At 73.5% G+C, this 16,508-nt stretch carries 20 protein-coding genes; 11 read left to right on the top strand and 9 right to left on the bottom strand.

The annotated features are described in order from the left end of the window. Window positions 1–398: 398 nt before the first annotated feature. Complete coding sequence (locus AMIR_RS31255) at window positions 399–776, bottom strand: Rv3235 family protein (protein WP_015804991.1); 378 nt, start codon at window positions 774–776, stop codon at window positions 399–401. A gap of 65 nt (window positions 777–841) precedes the next feature. Between AMIR_RS31255 and AMIR_RS31250 the strand changes: the two genes are divergently transcribed. Continuing rightward, window positions 842–1,243, top strand: coding sequence for an HAD-IA family hydrolase (locus AMIR_RS31250; protein WP_015804990.1), 402 nt, complete (start codon window positions 842–844; stop codon window positions 1,241–1,243). Between the two features lie 390 nt (window positions 1,244–1,633). On the opposite strand, the gene AMIR_RS31245 is transcribed toward AMIR_RS31250, so the two are convergent. Further along, window positions 1,634–2,380 carry a TrmH family RNA methyltransferase gene (locus tag AMIR_RS31245; protein ID WP_015804989.1) on the bottom strand — a complete coding sequence of 249 codons (747 nt, stop codon included), beginning with the start codon at window positions 2,378–2,380 and terminating at the stop codon, window positions 1,634–1,636. An 86-nt stretch (window positions 2,381–2,466) separates the two neighbouring features. On the opposite strand from AMIR_RS31245, the gene AMIR_RS36415 reads away from it, so the two are divergent. Genes AMIR_RS36415 through AMIR_RS31230 form a run of 3 tightly spaced genes read left to right on the top strand, consistent with a single transcriptional unit; the run spans window position 2,467 to window position 5,042 of the window. Next, window positions 2,467–3,138 (top strand): phosphotransferase, encoded by a 672-nt coding sequence (locus AMIR_RS36415; RefSeq protein WP_015804988.1) that lies wholly within the window; start codon window positions 2,467–2,469, stop codon window positions 3,136–3,138. 9 nt (window positions 3,139–3,147) lie between these two features. Further along, window positions 3,148–4,536 carry a WS/DGAT/MGAT family O-acyltransferase gene (locus AMIR_RS31235; RefSeq protein WP_015804987.1) on the top strand — a complete coding sequence of 463 codons (1,389 nt, stop codon included), beginning with the start codon at window positions 3,148–3,150 and terminating at the stop codon, window positions 4,534–4,536. Then, complete coding sequence (locus AMIR_RS31230; protein ID WP_015804986.1) at window positions 4,533–5,042, top strand: DUF6912 family protein; 510 nt, start codon at window positions 4,533–4,535, stop codon at window positions 5,040–5,042. The genes AMIR_RS31235 and AMIR_RS31230 overlap by 4 nt, the downstream gene beginning before the upstream one ends. A 21-nt stretch (window positions 5,043–5,063) precedes the next feature. Here AMIR_RS31230 and AMIR_RS31225 read toward each other — a convergent pair whose 3' ends face one another. The 3 genes from AMIR_RS31225 to aroA form a co-directional block, all read right to left on the bottom strand. Continuing rightward, on the bottom strand, window positions 5,064–5,450 hold the full coding sequence (locus tag AMIR_RS31225) for a VOC family protein (protein ID WP_041837151.1): 387 nt from the start codon (window positions 5,448–5,450) through the stop codon (window positions 5,064–5,066). Window positions 5,451–5,577: 127 nt separating this feature from the next. Continuing rightward, window positions 5,578–6,585 (bottom strand): ribosome small subunit-dependent GTPase A, encoded by a 1,008-nt coding sequence (gene rsgA / locus AMIR_RS31220; RefSeq protein ID WP_015804984.1) that lies wholly within the window; start codon window positions 6,583–6,585, stop codon window positions 5,578–5,580. Between the two features lies 1 nt (window position 6,586). After that, window positions 6,587–7,849 carry a 3-phosphoshikimate 1-carboxyvinyltransferase gene (gene aroA, locus AMIR_RS31215; protein WP_015804983.1) on the bottom strand — a complete coding sequence of 421 codons (1,263 nt, stop codon included), beginning with the start codon at window positions 7,847–7,849 and terminating at the stop codon, window positions 6,587–6,589. An 82-nt stretch (window positions 7,850–7,931) separates the two neighbouring features. Between aroA and AMIR_RS31210 the strand changes: the two genes are divergently transcribed. Next, window positions 7,932–8,693: an SOS response-associated peptidase gene (locus tag AMIR_RS31210; protein WP_015804982.1), complete on the top strand. Its 762-nt coding sequence runs from the start codon at window positions 7,932–7,934 to the stop codon at window positions 8,691–8,693. Next, the gene (locus AMIR_RS31205; protein WP_015804981.1) at window positions 8,690–9,304 is read left to right on the top strand and encodes an alpha/beta hydrolase family protein; all 615 of its coding nucleotides are present in this window, start codon (window positions 8,690–8,692) and stop codon (window positions 9,302–9,304) included. The genes AMIR_RS31210 and AMIR_RS31205 overlap by 4 nt, the downstream gene beginning before the upstream one ends. Window positions 9,305–9,387: 83 nt before the next feature. Here AMIR_RS31205 and ybaK read toward each other — a convergent pair whose 3' ends face one another. Further along, complete coding sequence (gene ybaK / locus AMIR_RS31200) at window positions 9,388–9,870, bottom strand: Cys-tRNA(Pro) deacylase (protein WP_015804980.1); 483 nt, start codon at window positions 9,868–9,870, stop codon at window positions 9,388–9,390. Window positions 9,871–10,062: 192 nt separating this feature from the next. On the opposite strand from ybaK, the gene AMIR_RS31195 reads away from it, so the two are divergent. Together AMIR_RS31195 and rsrA are read left to right on the top strand one after the other, a co-directional pair. Continuing rightward, complete coding sequence (locus AMIR_RS31195) at window positions 10,063–10,722, top strand: sigma-70 family RNA polymerase sigma factor (RefSeq protein WP_015804979.1); 660 nt, start codon at window positions 10,063–10,065, stop codon at window positions 10,720–10,722. Then, the gene (gene rsrA, locus AMIR_RS31190; RefSeq protein WP_015804978.1) at window positions 10,719–11,111 is read left to right on the top strand and encodes a mycothiol system anti-sigma-R factor; all 393 of its coding nucleotides are present in this window, start codon (window positions 10,719–10,721) and stop codon (window positions 11,109–11,111) included. Before AMIR_RS31195 ends, rsrA begins: the two co-directional genes overlap by 4 nt. A 122-nt stretch (window positions 11,112–11,233) precedes the next feature. Here rsrA and AMIR_RS43330 read toward each other — a convergent pair whose 3' ends face one another. Then, complete coding sequence (locus AMIR_RS43330) at window positions 11,234–11,308, bottom strand: 50S ribosomal protein bL37 (RefSeq protein ID WP_096498094.1); 75 nt, start codon at window positions 11,306–11,308, stop codon at window positions 11,234–11,236. Between the two features lie 180 nt (window positions 11,309–11,488). Here AMIR_RS43330 and AMIR_RS31185 point away from each other — a divergent pair, with 180 nt between their 5' ends. After that, the gene (locus tag AMIR_RS31185) at window positions 11,489–12,967 is read left to right on the top strand and encodes a PAS domain-containing sensor histidine kinase (RefSeq protein ID WP_015804977.1); all 1,479 of its coding nucleotides are present in this window, start codon (window positions 11,489–11,491) and stop codon (window positions 12,965–12,967) included. Between the two features lie 308 nt (window positions 12,968–13,275). Here the strand turns inward: AMIR_RS31185 and AMIR_RS31180 are convergent, their stop codons facing one another. Both AMIR_RS31180 and AMIR_RS31175 read right to left on the bottom strand, forming a co-directional pair. Then, window positions 13,276–13,530: a WhiB family transcriptional regulator gene (locus tag AMIR_RS31180; RefSeq protein ID WP_015104912.1), complete on the bottom strand. Its 255-nt coding sequence runs from the start codon at window positions 13,528–13,530 to the stop codon at window positions 13,276–13,278. Window positions 13,531–13,757: 227 nt separating this feature from the next. Beyond that, entirely contained in the window at window positions 13,758–14,702 is a 945-nt protein-coding gene (locus AMIR_RS31175; protein ID WP_041838543.1) for a diacylglycerol/lipid kinase family protein, read from the bottom strand. A 289-nt stretch (window positions 14,703–14,991) separates the two neighbouring features. On the opposite strand from AMIR_RS31175, the gene AMIR_RS31170 reads away from it, so the two are divergent. Together AMIR_RS31170 and AMIR_RS31165 are read left to right on the top strand one after the other, a co-directional pair. After that, on the top strand, window positions 14,992–15,393 hold the full coding sequence (locus AMIR_RS31170; protein ID WP_015804975.1) for a hypothetical protein: 402 nt from the start codon (window positions 14,992–14,994) through the stop codon (window positions 15,391–15,393). A gap of 148 nt (window positions 15,394–15,541) precedes the next feature. Beyond that, window positions 15,542–16,294, top strand: coding sequence for a S1 family peptidase (locus AMIR_RS31165; RefSeq protein WP_015804974.1), 753 nt, complete (start codon window positions 15,542–15,544; stop codon window positions 16,292–16,294). Window positions 16,295–16,508 lie beyond the last annotated feature (214 nt).

Below are 16,508 nucleotides of genomic sequence, written 5' to 3'. Positions count from 1 at the left end.
CGGGCTTTCCCGGCAGGGGCGTGAGTGCGGTGCACCCGAGTGCTGGCGCCCGGCGAGGACGCGCGAGGCGGAGGCAAGGGTCACTCCGGCCGAACCGCGGCACGGGACTGCGGCGCGGTGGTGCGTGGGCCGCGCGGCGCCGGGGCGCGGAGCGGTTGGAGGGGCCGCGCCGGTCAGGCCGCAGCACCGGGCCGCGCCGCGGTGGTGCGGGCCAGCCGAAAGCGTCGTGCCGGTGGGGCCGCAGTGCTCGCCCGCCGCCCGACCGCGCGCGGTTCCGCGCTGGTGCGCGCCGCAGGCCCGTTCCCCGCCCCTCAGCGCCCCCGTGGCCCCACAGCGCGCCGCCCACCGCCCGGTCGCCCCGCGAGCCCCCATCCCGCCGCAGCGGTCGTTTGCGGGGCTCACGGCAGCAGGTGGAAGCGCGACAGCAGCCACCGGCCCTCCACCAGTTCCGCCCGCGCGGCCAGCGCCCGGACCCGCGCGCCCCGCCGCAGCGTCCCGGCGATCTCCGCCGCCCGCTCCGACACCCGGCACATCCGCAGCCCGCCCACCGCCGTCCCCGACGTCCCCGGCGAGAGCAGCCGCCCGACCTCCCGCGCCGCCGACCCCGTCAGCACCGCGCGCACCTGCCCCAGCGGTCGCCTGCCGTCCACGGCCTCCACGACCACCCGCACCAGCCGCAGGTGCTCCAGCACCGCCCCCGGACACACCTGACCGCCCCAGGCGTCCCGCGCCCGTTCCAGCCCGCCGTACCCCTGCAACTCCCGCAACCACGTCATGACCTACACGACCCGCGAACCGGGCCATCCTGGACCGACTTCACCCGTTCGAATGAGGGCGTAAGTTGTGCCTGGTGCGAGGACTGGTGCTCGACTTCGGCGGCGTGCTGACCGACAGCGGAAGCGAAGAACTCCTGATCGCGGTGGAGAGGGCGCGCCGCGAGGACATCAGGACGGCGATCCTGAGCAACGCGGACGGCCGCTGGGCGCCGCCCCGCGAGTGGGGTCACCTGTTCGACGCGGTGGTCACCTCGGGGGCCTCGGGCGTGGCCAAGCCGGACGCCGAGATCTACCTGCTCACCGCCTCCGAGCTGGGACTGGAGCCGGGGGACTGCGTGTTCGTCGACGACCTGCCGGTCAACGTGCGGGGCGCCGCGGCGGCCGGGATGGTCGGTGTTCACCACACGTCGGTGGAAACCACCCTCCAGGAACTTGAAATCCTCCTGGCAATCCCCCTCAGGGGCTAATGAACGCGGTTCCCGGTCACGGAAAAACCACTAACCGCCACCCCGACGAGTAATTCCAAGCCGGGTGGCTCGGGCGTACCGTGGAATCAGCGGACAGCACGGGCAAGGACAACACGGGCAATCCGAAGAGGCGTTCCGCGACTTCGGGCCACTTCCCCGCTACCAGGAGCGGGAGGCGGAAGCGGGACGCCGAACGGGTAGGGCCCCCTCACGTCGACGACCGGGACGTCGAAGACGGTGACGGCGCTGGGCCCACCCACGCTGGTGCGGGCACCGGACACCCCGGTGCCCGCACCAGCGCGCGTCCGGAAGCCGGGCGCGTCCAGGAAGCAGGCCCGCTCAGGAAGCAGGCCCGCTCAGGAGCCGAGCCGGTTCAGGAACCCGGCCCGCTCAGAGCGAGCGCCTGCGGACCACCTCGAAGCACAGCACCGCCGCCGCGCTCGCCACGTTCAGCGACTCCACGCCCGCCGCCATCGGGATCGACAGCCAGTCGGTCACGTGCTCCCGGACCCCGTCCGAGACCCCCGCCGTCTCGCTGCCCAGCACGAACGCCGCCCGCTCCGGCAGCTCCGCCGCGTACACGCTCCGCTTCGCCGACGCGTCCAGCGCGAACAGCGGGTACCCCGCCGCCCGCAGCTGCGCGGCGGCCTCGGCGGCGGTCCCGCAGCGCAGCACCGGCGCCCGGAACGCCACCCCCGCCGACGCCTTCACCACGAGCGGGTCGATCGACGCCACCCCGCGCCGGGGCACCACGATCCCCTCCACGCCCGCCGCCGTGGCGGTGCGCAGGATCATGCCCACGTTCGCGGGCGTGGTGATCCCGTCCAGCAGCAGCACCCCGCGCGGCCGGGACTCCAGGGCCAGCGCGAGCGGCGCCATGCGCGGGGCGACCACGTCCGCCAGCACGCCCTGGTCGTGCCTGCCGTTGCCCGCCAGCACCTTCACCCGCTGCGCGGTCGCCCGCTGCACCCTGACCCCGCGCCGCGAGGCGGCGTCCAGGATCTCCTTGGCGGCGGGCCCGCGCGCGCCCTCCGCCATCAGCACCTTGTCGACCTCCAACCGAGGGTCGTCCAGCGCCTCCAGCACGGGCTTGCGGCCGTAGACCGTGACGAACCTGTCCTTGGGCGAGATCTCCACGCGTGCATGGTCGCACCTCCGCCCGGCGCACCACGAAACCCCCGATCAGCCCTTGCGGATCAGCTGTCAACTGTGATGATCGTCCCATGACCCCGCGTCTGCGCAACGTCGCGCACCGTGACCACCTGCTGGCCCGAGGCCGCGAGGCCGACGTCTTCCTGCGCCCGGACGGCCTGCTCCGCAAGCGCAGCCGCTCCGGCCGCGACCCCCGGCCGGAGGCCGAGCTGATGCGCCACCTGCGCGCCCACGGCATCCCGGTGCCCAGGGTCGCCGAGGCCGACGCCACCGAGATCGTCATGGAGTACGTGCCCGGCCCGCGCATGTCGCAGGAGCTGGACGCCAAGCCGTGGCGCGCCCGCCGCCTCGGCCGCCAGCTCGCCCGCCTGCACCGCGACCTGGACGCCGTCCCCGCCCCCGACTTCCTGCCCGGCGACGGCGCCCTGCTGCACCTGGACCTGCACCCCGGCAACGTCGTGCTCGGCCCGGACGGCCCGGTGCTCGTGGACTGGGCCGACGCCGCGCGCGGCGACCGCAGCCTGGACGTCGCGCTCAGCTGGCTCGCCGTCGAGGTCGGCCGGGTCGCGCCGCTGCGCAGGCCGGTCAGGGGCGCGTTCCTCGGCGCGTTCCTGGCGGGCCGCGTCGACGCCGCCGTGCGCCGCGCCATGCCCGCCGCCGCCCGCATCCGGCTCGGCCGGGCCCGCCGCGACGCCGCCGAGGTCGCGGCCGTGAGCCGCCTCGTCGAGCGGTGCAGCGGATAGCCTGGCCCCATGCCCGACCGACTGTCCGCGCTGGACGCCTCGTACCTCTACCTGGAGGACGCGTCGACGCCGATGCACGTCGGCAGCGTCGCGGTGTTCCGCAGGCCCAAGGCCGGTTTCGACTACGACCGGCTGGTCGACCTGGTCGAGCAGCGGCTCTCGCTGGCCCCGCGCTACCGGCGCAAGGTGGTGCACGTGCCGGGCAGGCTCGCCCGCCCGGTGTGGGTGGACGACCAGGACTTCGACGTCACCTACCACGTGCGCCGCTCCGCGCTGCCCACGCCGGGCACCGACCAGCAGCTGCACGACCTGGTCGGCAGGCTCATGTCGCGCCCGCTCGACAACACCCGACCGCTGTGGGAGGCCTACCTGGTGGAGGGCCTGGCGCGGAACCGGATCGCCGTGGTCACCAAGACCCACCAGGCGATGGTGGACGGCGTCGGCGCGCCCGACATCACCCAGGTGATGCTCGACGTGTCCGCGTCCCCGCGCCGCCAGGTCGAGAACCTGTGGATGCCGCAGCCGGAGCCCAGCGGCCTGCAGCTGGTCGTGGACGCGGTCGCCGAGGCGGTGCAGCGGCCCGGCGAGGTGGTGGAGAACGCCCGCTCGGCCGCGCTGGACACGGTCGCCACCGTCCGCAAGGCCACCGACGCGCTCGGCGGCCTCCTCTCGGCCGTGCGCACCGCCGCCACGCCCGCGCCGGGCAGCCCGCTCAACGTGCGGATCTCCTCGCCGCAGCGCCGGTTCGCGGTGGCCAGGACCCGCCTGGACGAGTTCCGCGCCATCCGCAGGGCGCACGGCGGCACGGTCAACGACGGCGTCCTCGCCGCGCTGACCGGCGCGCTGCGCGCCTGGCTGCTCTCGCGCGGCGAGGTCGTCTCGGCCAGCACGACCATGCGCGCCATGACGCCCATGTCGGTGCGCTCGGCCGACGGCAAGCCGGGCGAGGTGTCCGCGTACCTGGTGGACCTGCCGGTGGGGGAGCCGAACCCGGTGGTGCGGCTGCACCACGTCAGCCACGCCACCCGCGCCCACCAGGAGTCCGCGCAGAAGGTCGCCGCGCAGACCCTGGTGCGGGTCAGCGGGTTCGCCCCGCCCACGCTGCACGCGCTCGGCGCGCGGGCGGCCAGCTCCTTCTCGAAGCGGCTGTTCAACGTCGTGGTCACGAACGTGCCGGGCCCGCAGGTGCCGCTGTACGCGTCGGGCGCGAGGATGACGGAGATGTTCCCCGTGGTGCCGCTGGCCAGGAGCCAGGCGCTGGCGATCGGCGTCACGTCCTACGACGGTGGTGTGTACTTCGGGCTGAACGCTGACCGTGACGCGATGCCGGACGTGGACGTCCTCGCGGGCATGGTCGAGGAGTCGGTGGAGGAACTGATGGGAACGGTGTCCGGATGAGGGTCTACCTGCCCGCCACGGTCGCGTCGCTGCGCGCCCTGGTCGAGACGGGCGAGTTCGCCCCGGTCGGCGGGACCGGGTTCGCGCTGACCCCGGCGCTGCGCGAGTCGTACGCGGCGGGGGACACCGAGGAGCTGGAGTACGCCGCGATGCTCGACGCCGCGCGGGCGTCGCTGCGGCTGCTCGGCCAGGAGCTGTCGGGCGACGAGAAGGCCCGCCCCCGGCGCGCGGTGGTGTCGGTGGACGTGGAGGACGGCGCGGTGAAGCTGCGGCCCGACCTGGACTTCTCGGTGGTCAAGCTGTCCGGGGCGATCCCGCTCAAGAAGATCGCCGCGGTGCACCTGGACACGGCCGAGGCCGAGGACGCGGTGCGCGAGGCGGCCGACGTGATCGACGCCGCGGACCTGGGCGACCCGGACGCGGACTTCGCGGTCGGCAGCGCCGAGGACCACGAGCTGGCCTGGTACGCGCCGCAGGAGCTGCCGTTCGTGCTGGAGCTGATGTAGCGCTGAGGGCCCGCGCGCGGCTCACATGCCGCGCGCGGGCTCCCACAGCTCGACCCGGTTGCCCTCGGGGTCGACGCACCACCCGAACCGCCCGTACTCGGAGTCCTCGGTCTGCTCCAGCACCTCGACGCCGTGCGCCCGCAGCCGGTCGAGCAGCGCCGCGAGGTCGTCCACCCGCAGGTTGAGCATGGCCCGCTGGCCGGGTTCGCCGAAGTAGTCGGTGTCCTGGGCGAACAGCGCGAGGGTGGTGGTTCCGGGGTTGTCGCGGGTCGCGGTCTCCTCCCAGTGGAAGGTCACCGTCCCCCGGTCGTTCATGGGGATGCCGAGGTGCGCCCGGTACCAGGCCGCGAGGCGGGCGGGATTGCGCGCTCTGAGGAAGATCCCGCCGATTCCGATCACCCTTGCCACTCGGCGGACGTTACTCCGCGCAGCCGCTTCCACCGGCCGTGTTCAGGGGTAGGCCGCCTGATCCGGTGAACGGCTGCGCGCGGTAATCCGGAACCGGACCACCCTCAGTGGCCCGGTGGACCGCCCCCTAGTCGTACTCCTCCAGCTTCCCCCGCGACTCCAGCAGCCGCCGCAGCGACTCCAGCCGCCGCTCGGTCGCGGCCCCCGTCGTGACCAGCTCGTCGAGCCTGCACTCCGGGTCCTCCTCGCCGCCCAGGTGACCGCACCCCGGCGGGCACTCCTCGGCCATCTCCTTCATGTCCGGGAACGCCATCACGATGTCGTCCGGCGTGATGTGCGCCAGCCCGAACGAGCGGATGCCCGGCGTGTCCACCGCCCACCCGCCCTCGGGCAGCGCCAGCGCCACCGCCTGGGTCGACGTGTGCCGCCCCTTCCCGACCCCGCTCACCACGCCCACGGCCCGGTTCGCGTCCGGCACCAGCCGGTTGACCAGCGTCGACTTGCCGACGCCCGAGTGCCCGATCAGCGCCGACAACCGGTTCACCAGCCGCTCCCGCAGCTCGACCGGGTCCTCGTCCGACCGGGTCACCACCACCGGGACGGCCAGCTCCGCGTACGCCTCCAGCAGCTCGTCCGCCGACGCCAGGTCCGACTTCGTCAGGCACAGCAGCGGCTCGAGCCCACCCGCGTAGGCCGCCACCAGGCACCGGTCGATGAACCCGCGCCTCGGCTCCGGCTCGGCCAGCGCCGTCACGATCACCAGCTGCGCCGCGTTCGCCACCACGACCCGCTCGAACGGGTCCGTGTCGTCCGCGGTCCGCCGCAGCACGCTGGACCGCTCCTCCACCCGCACGATCCTGGCCAGCGTGTCCGGCTGCCCCGAGGTGTCCCCGACCAGCCCGACCTGGTCCCCGACCACCACCGGCGTGCGCCCCAGCTCCCGCGCCCGCATCGCCGTCACCAGCAGCGCGGGGTCGGAGTCCACCGCGCACGTCCAGCGGCCCCGGTCGACGCCGACGACCATCGCGCCCACCGCGTCCGCGTGCTCCGGCCGCCGCTTGCTCCTGGGCCTGGTCCCCTTGCCCGGCCGCACCCGGACGTCGGACTCGTCCAGCTTGCGCCAATCCCGTCCCACGTCAGCGCTGCCCGAGCATCGCCGCCCACATGCCGGGGAAGTCCGGGATGGTCTTGGACGTCGTGCCGATGTCGTCCACCTCCACGCCGGGCACCCGCAGCCCGACGATCGCCCCGGCCGTGGCCATCCGGTGGTCCGCGTACGCCCGCCAGGTGCCGCCGCGCAGCGCCCTCGGCCGGATCAGCAGCCCGTCCTCGGTCTCCTCGGCGTCCCCGCCCAGCCCGTTCACCTCGGCGACCAGCGCCGCGAGCCGGTCGGTCTCGTGCCCGCGCAGGTGCGCGATGCCGCGCAGCACCGTCGGGCCGGACGCGAACACCGCCAGCGCCACCACGGTCGGGGTCAGCTCGCCCACGTCGTGCAGGTCCAGGTCCACCCCGCGCAGCTCGCCGCCGCGCACCCGCAGCCCGTCCGCGCCCAGCTCCACCGAGCAGCCCATCTCCGCCAGGATGCCCCGGATCGCGTCACCGGCCTGCGTCGTCGCGGCGGGCCACCCCGGCACGAGCACCTCGCCGCCGGTCACCGCCGCGGCGGCCAGGAACGGCGTCGCGTTCGACAGGTCCGGCTCCACGTCCCACTCGCGCCCCGCGACCGGCCCCGGCTCGACCCGCCAGGTGTCCCGCCCCGAGTCGTCCACCACGACCCCGGCCTCGCGCAGCATCGCCACGGTCATCTCGATGTGCGGCAGCGACGGCACCGGCTCGCCCTCGTGCGCGACCACGACGCCCTTGTCGTACCGCGCGCCCGACAGCAGCAGGCCGGACACGAACTGCGAGGACGCCGACGCGTCGATCACCACCTCGCCGCCGGGCAGCCCGCCCGCGCCGCGCAGGGTGAACGGCAGCGCGTCGCCGTCCACGTCCGCGCCCAGCGCCCGCAGCGCGCCCAGCACGGTCCCCATGGGCCGCACCCGCGCCTGCTCGTCGCCGTCGAACACGACCTCGCCCGCGGCGAGCGCGGCGACCGGCGGCAGGAAGCGCATGACCGTGCCCGCCAGCCCGCAGTCCACCCGCGCCGACCCGCGCAGCTCACCCGGCCGCACCAGCCACGACCCGTCCGGGCCGTCCTCGATCCGCGCCCCCAGCGCGCGCAGCGCCTCCGCCATCAGCAGCGTGTCCCTGCTGCGCAGCGGCGCGCGCAGGACCGAGGGGGCGTCGGCGATGGCGGCGAGCACCAGCGCGCGATTGGTGATCGACTTCGAGCCGGGGACCGGTACCGTCGCGTTGACGGGACCGCCGGCGGTGCGGGCTGGCCACTGCTGCGTCATGCCCAGATGATCCCGCATCCCGTTCCCGGCGGCTCGCACCGGTCGCCGCGACGTGCGACGATGAGCCAGGAGGTGATCGGTTGTGTGCGGCAGGTACGCCTCCACCAAGAACCCGGCCCAGGTGGCGACCGAGTTCGACGCGGTGGACGCAACGGACGGCGCGGTCCCCGGTCCGGACTACAACGTCGCCCCCACCAAGACCGTGTCCGCGGTGGTCGACCGGCACCCGCGCGACGCGCAGGGCGAACCGGTCCCCGACGAGGTCGAGCGGACCGTGCGCGCCATGCGCTGGGGCCTGGTCCCGCACTGGGCCAAGGACCTCTCCGGCGCCGCCAAGATGATCAACGCCAGGTCGGAGAGCGTGCTGGAGAAGCCCTCCTACCGCGACTCCGCCGCCCGCCGCCGCTGCATCGTGCCCGCCGAGGGCTGGTACGAGTGGCAGCCCGGCGAGGGCCGCAAGCAGCCGTACTTCATCACCCCCGGCGACGGCTCCAGCCTGGCCATGGCGGGCATCTGGTCCGTGTGGTGGCAGCAGGAGGGCGACGAGCGCACGCCGGTCATCACCCTCGCCGTGCTCACCACCGACGCCATCGGCGAGATGACCCAGGTCCACCACCGGATGCCGCTCGTGCTGCCGAGGGACCGCTGGGACGACTGGCTCGACCCCGACCGCGCCGACCCGAGCGCGCTGCTGGCCCCCGACCTCGACCTGGTGAACGCGCTGGAGCTGCGCCCGGTGTCGACGCGGGTCAACAGCATCAGGAACAACGACCGCGCCCTCACGGACCCGGTGCGGTTGGGCGAGGACGAGAAACCGGAGCCCACCTTGTTCGAGCTGACGTGACCGCCCGCGTGGTCGACACCCCGCACGGCCCCGCGCGGGCCGTGCTGCACTGCGCCGCCGAGGGGCGCGCCGCGCTGCTGCTCGGCCACGGCGCGGGCGGCGGCATCGAGGCCCCCGACCTGGTCGCGGCCACCCGCGCCGCCGTCGAGGCGGGCGTGCACGTCGCGCTGGTGGAGCAGCCGTACCGGGTCGCGGGCCGCCGCGCCCCGGCGCCCGCGAAGCAGTTGGACGCCGCGTGGCTCGCGGTCGCCGAGGACCTGGGCGCGGGCCTGTTCGACACCCTGCCGCTGGTGTTCGGCGGACGCTCCTCCGGCGCGCGGGTGGCCTGCCGCACCGCCTCCGAGGGCCAGGCGGTCGCCGTGCTGTGCCTGGCGTTCCCGCTGCACCCGGTCGGCAAGCCGGAGAAGTCCCGGCTGCCCGAGCTGGACGCGGTCGACGTGGCGACCCTGGTCGTGCAGGGCGAGCGCGACCCGTTCGGGGTGCCGGGGGGCGCGCCGCACCGGGAGGTCGTGCTCCAGGAGGGCGACCACGGACTCAAGGCCGACGTGGAGGGGTTGCAGCGCTCGGTGGGGGAGTGGCTGTCCCGCGTGCTGCGGCCCCTGGAGGTCTAGCGCCAGAGGTCTGGCACCGGAGGTCTGGCGCCGGAGGTCTGGCGCCGGAGGTCTGGCGGGCCCCGAGCCCAGGGGGTCGGGCCTCAGCCCGCGATCGGCGCGACCACGGCCCCGGTCAGCCTGACCAGCTCCGCCGGGTCCAGCTCCACCTCGACCCCGCGCTTGCCCGCCGAGCAGAACACCGTCGCGTGCCCGCTCGCCGACGAGTCCAGCACCAGCGGCAACCGCTTCTTCTGCCCCAGCGGCGAGATCCCGCCCGCCACGTACCCGGTCGCCCGCTCGGCCGCGGCCACCTCGGCCATCCTCGCCTTCTTCCCGCCCAGCGCCGCCGCGAGCGCCTTCAGGTTCAGCTGCCCGGTGACCGGCACCACGCCGACCGCGAGCTTCCCGTCGACCTCGGCCACCAGCGTCTTGAACACCCGCTCCGGCGCGACCCCGAGCGCCTCGGCCGCCTCCATCCCGTAGGACTCGTGGCGCGGGTCGTGCTCGTAGGAGTGCAGCTCGAAGGCCACCTTCTGCTTGCTCAGCAGCAACGTGGCGGGGGTACCGGTCGCGGGCCTGGCCATGGGCGCGGACCCTAGCCGGGGAATGCCGCGCCCCGCCACCGCGTTGACCACGGCGTGGCAGCAGAGGTGATGGAGCAGCAGCTCGGCAGGCAGGCCAAGGCCAGGCCCCCACGCGGGTCGGCGCTCTGCCGCCCCGGTGACCGCCGCGTATCCTCGAACGCGTCCCAGACAGCCGCGAACACGGGGAGAGCTGTGCCACCAGCAGCGCGAGCACAGGCCGCCGAGAACGGGGCCACACCGCGTGGCCAGGCGCACGGCGAGGAGACGGCTGACCAGCGGGCGGCGCGGTTCGAGCGCGACGCGATGCCCATGCTCGACCAGCTCTACTCGGCGGCGCTGCGGATGACGCGCAACCCCGCCGACGCGGAGGACCTGGTCCAGGAGACGTACCTGAAGGCCTACGCCGCGTTCGCGTCCTTCTCCGAGGGCACGAACCTCAAGGCCTGGCTGTACCGCATCCTCACCAACACCTACATCAACGGCTACCGCAAGAAGCAGCGCCAACCGCTCCAGCAGCCGACGGACGAGATCACCGACTGGCAGCTGGCGCAGGCGGAGAGCCACACCTCCTCCGGGCTGCGCTCGGCGGAGGTCGAGGCGATGGACCGGTTGCCCGACACCGACGTCAAGGAGGCGCTGCAGCGCCTGCCCGAGGAGTTCCGCATCGCGGTGTACCTGGCGGACGTGGAGGGCTTCGCCTACAAGGAGATCGCTGACATCATGGGCACCCCGATCGGCACCGTGATGTCCCGGTTGCACCGGGGCCGCAGGCAGCTCCGCGAGCAGTTGGCCGACACCGCCCGCGAGCGCGGCTTCCTGCGCGGCGGTCAGCAGGAGGTGGCGGGACGATGAGCTGCGGCGAGCACCACGAGACCAACTGCTCCGAGGTGCTGTCGGAGGTGTGGCTGTTCCTCGACCAGGAGTGCGACCAGGCCCGCAGGGAGCTGCTGGCCACGCACCTGGACGAGTGCCACCCCTGCCTGGAGGAGTACGGGCTGGAGGAGCACCTGAAGGCGCTGCTCGCCCGCAAGTGCGGCGGCGACCTCGCCCCCGACGAGCTGAAGGCCAGGCTGCGGGCGCGCATCCGGGAGACCGTGACGGTCCGCGAGACGACCGTGCGGGAGACGACGGCCTCGCACGAGGGCGCCGACGGCGTCGTCACCGAGGTCCGCCGGGTCGACGTCGAGGTGACGACCGCCACGGCGACTGCCCCCGGAGCCCCGAGGGCGTCCGCGGACTGACCACCGGCCCCCGCGCGGTCCTGGGAAGGCCGCGCGGACCGGACCGGCCGCCCCGCGCGGCCCCGAGAACGCCGAAGGCCCCGGAGACCTGGTCTCCGGGGCCTTTCGCCAGGTCAGCGACCTCAGGCGTTGGGGCGCTTCCCGTGGTTGGCGCCGCCCTTCTTGCGGTCACGACGCTTGCGGGCACGCTTCGACATGGGGTTCTCCTCCAGCTAACAGTGCTTCACCCAAGTGTGACACGGCGTCACCTGACCGCTGGCGGCACGGTCGCCGAACCGTGGTTGGATGGCTGGCAGAGCCCGTTCGCACCGCGGTGTCGCAGGGCGGCCGTGGAGCGGGAGCCGACCTCATCGCGGTGGTCGAGTTAGGAGCACACCCTGTCCACGCTCACCGACCTGCTCGCCGAGCACACCAAGCTGTCCGGGGTCGCCGCAGACCACCTGCAGCTCGTGGTCGCCGAGTGGCAGTTGCTCTCCGACCTGTCGTTCGCCGACTTCCTGATGTGGGTGCCGCTGGACGACGGCACGTTCCTGTGCGTCGCCCAGGCCCGCCCGACCACGGCGCCGACCGCCCACCCCGAGGACGTCGTCGGCAGCACCGTCCCGGTGGACGAGCACCCCCAGCTGCGCCGCGCGATCGCCGAGGTGCGGATCTGCCGCGAGGAGGACCCGCGCTGGCACCTGGGCGTCCCGGTGCGCCGCGAGGCCATCCCGGTGCGGCTGGGCAGCGAGGTCATCGCCGTCCTCAGCCGCAACACGAACCTGGCCGTGCCGCGCGTGCCCAGCCCGCTGGAGATCTCCTACCTGGGCTCCGCCGCCGACCTGTGCCAGATGATCGCGGACGGCACGTTCCCCACCACCGAGCCGTCACCCGACGTGCACACCAGCCCGCGCGTGGGCGACGGCCTGGTGCGCCTGGACTCGTCCGGCGCCGTGGTGTTCGCCAGCCCCAACGCGCTGTCGGCCTACCACCGCATGGGCCACGCCGCCGACCTGATCGGCGTGCACCTGGCCCCGCTGACCCGCTCGCTGATCGGCGACCCGTTCGACGCCACCGAGGTGGCGCAGCGGATCAGGGCCGCGCTCGACGGGCAGCCGTCGATGCGGATCGAGGCCGAGTCGCGGCGCGGCGCCGCGGTGCTGTTCCGGGCGCTGCCGCTGCGGCCCAGGGGCAGCGCGGCGGGCGCGCTGGTGCTGTGCCGGGACGTCACCGAGGTGCGCAGGCGCGACCGGGCGCTGATGTCCAAGGACGCCACGATCCGCGAGATCCACCACCGGGTGAAGAACAACCTGCAGACCGTGGCCGCGCTGCTGCGGCTCCAGTCCCGCCGCACCTCCAGCGAGGAGGCCAGGGAGGCGCTCGCCGAGTCGGTGCGCCGGGTCACCTCGATCGCGCTCGTGCACGAGACGCTGTCGATGTCGGTGGACGAGCGGGTCGACCTGGACGACGTGGTCGACAAGGTCATCCCGATGATGAGCGACGTGGCGGCCACCGAGTCGCAGGTCGTGGTGCGCCGGGACGGGAAGTTCGGCATCGTGCAGGCCGAGCTGGCGACGCCGCTGGTGATGGTGCTGACCGAGCTGGTGCAGAACGCGTTCGAGCACGCGTACAGCCCCGGCCAGCGCGGCGAGGTGGTCGTGCACTCCGAGCGGTCGGCGAAGTGGCTGGACGTCCTGATCTGCGACGACGGGCGCGGGCTCCCGCAGGGCTTCTCCCTGGAGCGCACGGACCGGCTCGGCCTGCAGATCGTCCGGACCCTCGTCGAGTCCGAATTGAGAGGCTCCTTGAGCTTGCGCCGCAGGCCCCGAGGCGGTACTGAGGCGGTCCTGCGAGTGCCCCTCAGGGCGCGGCGTTAGACTACTGCTCGTGCACACGTGACGGCCTTCCTCAGGGGTGGTCACGTGGTCATGCGGGAGGGTGTGCAACAAGGCCGAAGGGCCCGACACCTGGCACGGTGTCGGGCCCTTCGAGCTAGCTTCCGGTGGGCTCGCAGGTCGCGGTCCCACCGCGCTGACCTGTGCCTCACGGGCGGCGGCAGTGCTTCAGGCTGCCGCCTAGGTCGTGCTGTCCTGCTCATCGCGCGGGCTCGTCCTGGTCGTGAGCTCCGGCCTTGGGGGCCTGCGCGCGGGTGGTGCGGTGGTGCTGTGCTTTCGAGGCTTGCCGATCAGGCGTTGCTGCGAGCCCTGGTCCGAGCGTTGCGGCGCTTGAGCGCACGACGCTCGTCCTCGCTCATCCCGCCCCACACGCCCGCGTCCTGGCCGCTCTCGAGCGCCCACGCGAGGCAGTCGGAGACGACGGGACAGCGGCGGCACACGGTCTTCGCCTCGGCGATCTGCAGGAGCGCAGGACCACTGTTCCCCACGGGGAAGAACAGCTCCGGGTCCTCGTCGCGGCAGATCGCGCGGTGGCGCCAGTCCATTGGAACTACTCCTCAGCTATGGCGCGCTCGTAGGCACGCCACTCGTCAGCGGTCGGTTTTGGGGTGCTTGTGAATGCTTTCACGAACGCGCGGGATGTCAAGAGGTTAGATCCAACCCGGTGAGTGAACTCACCCGAAAGATCGGCCGCGTTCACCTGGGCTTTCAGTGCGTGGCGGCTCTCTCGTGGGGAAAATCGCGTTTGGGTGGCGTAGTGGTCACGCCACGGTCACACGGCCACCGTGAGCACGCCCGGCGCCGAGGTGAACTCCACCTCGGTGCAGGTCCCGAGCAGGTCACCGTCGACCTGGAGGTTGACCGGCTCCTGACTCGTCACCCGAATGTACGCAACATCGTCCCGGCGCAACAGGTTCTCGCCCTTGGGATTCCCGTCCGTGACGAGAAGATGCGTCAAGTAGCGGAGAACCGTCGGCAATCCGAGGCCGTGCAGCGCGAACAGGCCGAGATCACCGTCGAAGGACGTGCTCGGGTTGAGCCGCAGCGGCTTGTCGCCCAGGTAGGTCCACGGGTCGGTGTTCGACACGAAGGCCAGGCGCATGTCCTCGAAGACGGGCTCGCCGGGGATCTGCACGGTGAGCGCGGGCTCGTGCCTGCGCTGGCTGAAGTAGCTGGCCAGGGCGGTGCGCGCGTACAGGACCGGGCCCGCGACGCGGCCCTTGGCGCGCTGCTCCTCGACGCCCGCGACGACGTCCGCGTCCCAGCCGACGCCCGCGTTGAAGGTGAACCAGCGGTCGTGGTCCTCGCTGCCGCCCGCCGAGGCCACTCGGCCCAGGCCGACTCGGCGGCTCGTGCCGTGCTCGACGGACTGGAGCAGGCGGTAGGTCGCCTCGACCGGGTCGCGGGGCAGTCCGAGCGCGCCCGCGAAGACGTTGGCCGAACCTCCGGGCACCACGCCCAGCATCGGCAGCGGTCGGTCGGCGCCACCTCGCAGCACGCCGTTCACGACCTCGTTGACGGTGCCGTCACCGCCGTGGGCCACGACCAGGTCGTAGCCCTCCACCACGGAGCGAGCGGCGGCATCGGCCGCGTGCCCCCGGTAGTCGGTCTCGACGACGTCGAGCTTCACCTCGCTGGCGAGCGCGTGCGCGAGCACGTCCCTGCCGGCGGGCGTAGTCGCCGTCGCCTGTGGGTTGACCACCAGTAGTGCGCGCACCCCTGAAGCGTAGGACAGGTCGTGACCCGGCATCGGGAGTTGTTCCCCCAATGAGAGGTCTTGACGCGCACGAAAGTGGCCCATCTCATCTTCTGCGGCCGGTCACCGGCCGGCCGCGACGCTCCTCCCTGACGTGCTGCCGCGCTTTTCGACAAGTGCACCCCGACCCGACCGTCGGCTCGCCGAAGAGACTCCATGATCTTCGCCTGCCGGACGGTCGAACGGGACTCGCCAACCGGGTGGCCTACGATCCGTGACGAGTACGCACGGTGAGGAAAGGGCCAGCGTGATGGTGGAACGGGGGGTACCCGGCGCCGTGCGCGCGGCCGGGGCGCTCACGATCGTGCAAGGACTGGTCGGTCTCGGCTTCGCGATCGCGCTCGTCGTGCGGTCGTTCGCGCCCGAGGTGGCGCGCGGGCAGGTGCTCGGCGAGGCCGCGTACTTCGCGGTGCTCTGCTCCGGCGTCGTCGCGGTCGGCGTGGGCCTTGCGCTGGGCAAAGGCTGGGGTCGCACACCGGCGCTCGTCGTCCAACTGCTCCTGCTCGGGGTCGCCTGGTACATGTACGGGCCCTCCGACAGGCAGCTCTGGGGAGCGCTGATCGGGGTCTACGTCGTGGGGGTGATCTACCTGCTCTTCACGAACGCGGCGCGCGGATGGGCGCTCGGGTTGCACGAGTCGGACGACGACTAGGCGCACGCCGGTTGGGACGTCCGACCCCCGCAGATCGTCTGGTTGCCCGCCGACGATCGGGGGGTTGGACGACTCACCGTGACGGGTGATGCTGTGCGTGGCGATTTCGCCACCCCCTGCAACCGCCCCTGCGTCCGAAGGTGACTCAATGCGACTGCCCCGCGCCCTGTCCGCGGCCATCAGCACCGGCGCCGCGCTCCTGGCGGCACTGGCCGTGACCGCCATCGCGCCCGCGGCCTCCGCCGCCCCCGCGCCCGACGACCTCTCGCCCGCCATCATCGGCGGCGGCACCGCGAGCAACGCCCCGTGGGCGGCGCGCCTGTTCGCGAACGGCCGGGAGAACTGCTCGGCCACGATCATCGCGCCGACCTGGATCCTGACCGCGCAGCACTGCGTGGCCAGCTCGGCGACCTACACCTTCCGCATCGGCAGCCTCGACCAGAGCAGCGGCGGCACGGTGGCGACCGCGACGCAGATCATCCAGCACCCGTCGGTCGACCTGGCCCTGGCGAAGCTGGACCGCTCGGTGACCGCGACCTACTCGCCGCTCGGGACCAACGCGGCCGTGGTGAACGGGCAGACCGTGCAGCTGTACGGCTGGGGCGCGACCTGCACGAACCAGCCGGAGATCAACTGCCAGTCGCGGTACCTGAAGGTCGCGGACACGCGGGTGTCGACCGTGAACGGGCGGGACTACCGGGGCGGCGTCGCGATCTCGGTGCGCCGGGTGAACGGCATCGCGGCGGGCGGGGACTCGGGCGGCCCGATGTTCGCGACGAGCCCGGTGGACGGCAGGTACTACCAGGTCGGCGTGGCCTCCACGAGCGACCGGTCGAGCGTGTCGAACTACACGGCGGTCGGGCAGTACCGGTCGTGGATCCGGCAGTACGCGGGCGTGTGATCTTCGCGGGGCTCGTCGGGTCGTGAGTCGGCGGGACTTGGCGGGCTCAGGCCCGGCGGGGCTCGTCGGGCTCGGGTCCGGCGGGTGACCCCGAGGTGGGTCGGCGGTGCGGCGGTGCCCTGCGGGGCGCCGCCGTTCCGGAGTGTTCGGGGGCATCGGCTTCCCGAAGCCGTGCGGATCGGTCGTGGGCGAGGGGGTTCCGGCTCGGAGCCGC

Source organism: Actinosynnema mirum DSM 43827 (assembly GCF_000023245.1).
Taxonomy (GTDB): domain Bacteria; phylum Actinomycetota; class Actinomycetes; order Mycobacteriales; family Pseudonocardiaceae; genus Actinosynnema; species Actinosynnema mirum.
Note: the sequence above shows the minus strand (reverse complement) of the source record. Positions and strands in the feature narration are given on the sequence as shown.

Bases quoted from the DNA above. Each gene is read 5' to 3' on its own strand.
- AMIR_RS31255 (WP_015804991.1), bottom strand. From the start codon at position 776: ATGACGTGGTTGCGGGAGTTGCAGGGGTACGGCGGGCTGGAACGGGCG.
- AMIR_RS36415 (WP_015804988.1), top strand. From the start codon at position 2,467: ATGACCCCGCGTCTGCGCAACGTCGCGCACCGTGACCACCTGCTGGCC.
- AMIR_RS31235 (WP_015804987.1), top strand. From the start codon at position 3,148: ATGCCCGACCGACTGTCCGCGCTGGACGCCTCGTACCTCTACCTGGAG.
- AMIR_RS31230 (WP_015804986.1), top strand. From the start codon at position 4,533: ATGAGGGTCTACCTGCCCGCCACGGTCGCGTCGCTGCGCGCCCTGGTC.
- aroA (WP_015804983.1), bottom strand. From the start codon at position 7,849: ATGACGCAGCAGTGGCCAGCCCGCACCGCCGGCGGTCCCGTCAACGCG.
- ybaK (WP_015804980.1), bottom strand. From the start codon at position 9,870: ATGGCCAGGCCCGCGACCGGTACCCCCGCCACGTTGCTGCTGAGCAAG.
- rsrA (WP_015804978.1), top strand. From the start codon at position 10,719: ATGAGCTGCGGCGAGCACCACGAGACCAACTGCTCCGAGGTGCTGTCG.
- AMIR_RS31180 (WP_015104912.1), bottom strand. From the start codon at position 13,530: ATGGACTGGCGCCACCGCGCGATCTGCCGCGACGAGGACCCGGAGCTG.
- AMIR_RS31170 (WP_015804975.1), top strand. From the start codon at position 14,992: ATGGTGGAACGGGGGGTACCCGGCGCCGTGCGCGCGGCCGGGGCGCTC.
- AMIR_RS31165 (WP_015804974.1), top strand. From the start codon at position 15,542: ATGCGACTGCCCCGCGCCCTGTCCGCGGCCATCAGCACCGGCGCCGCG.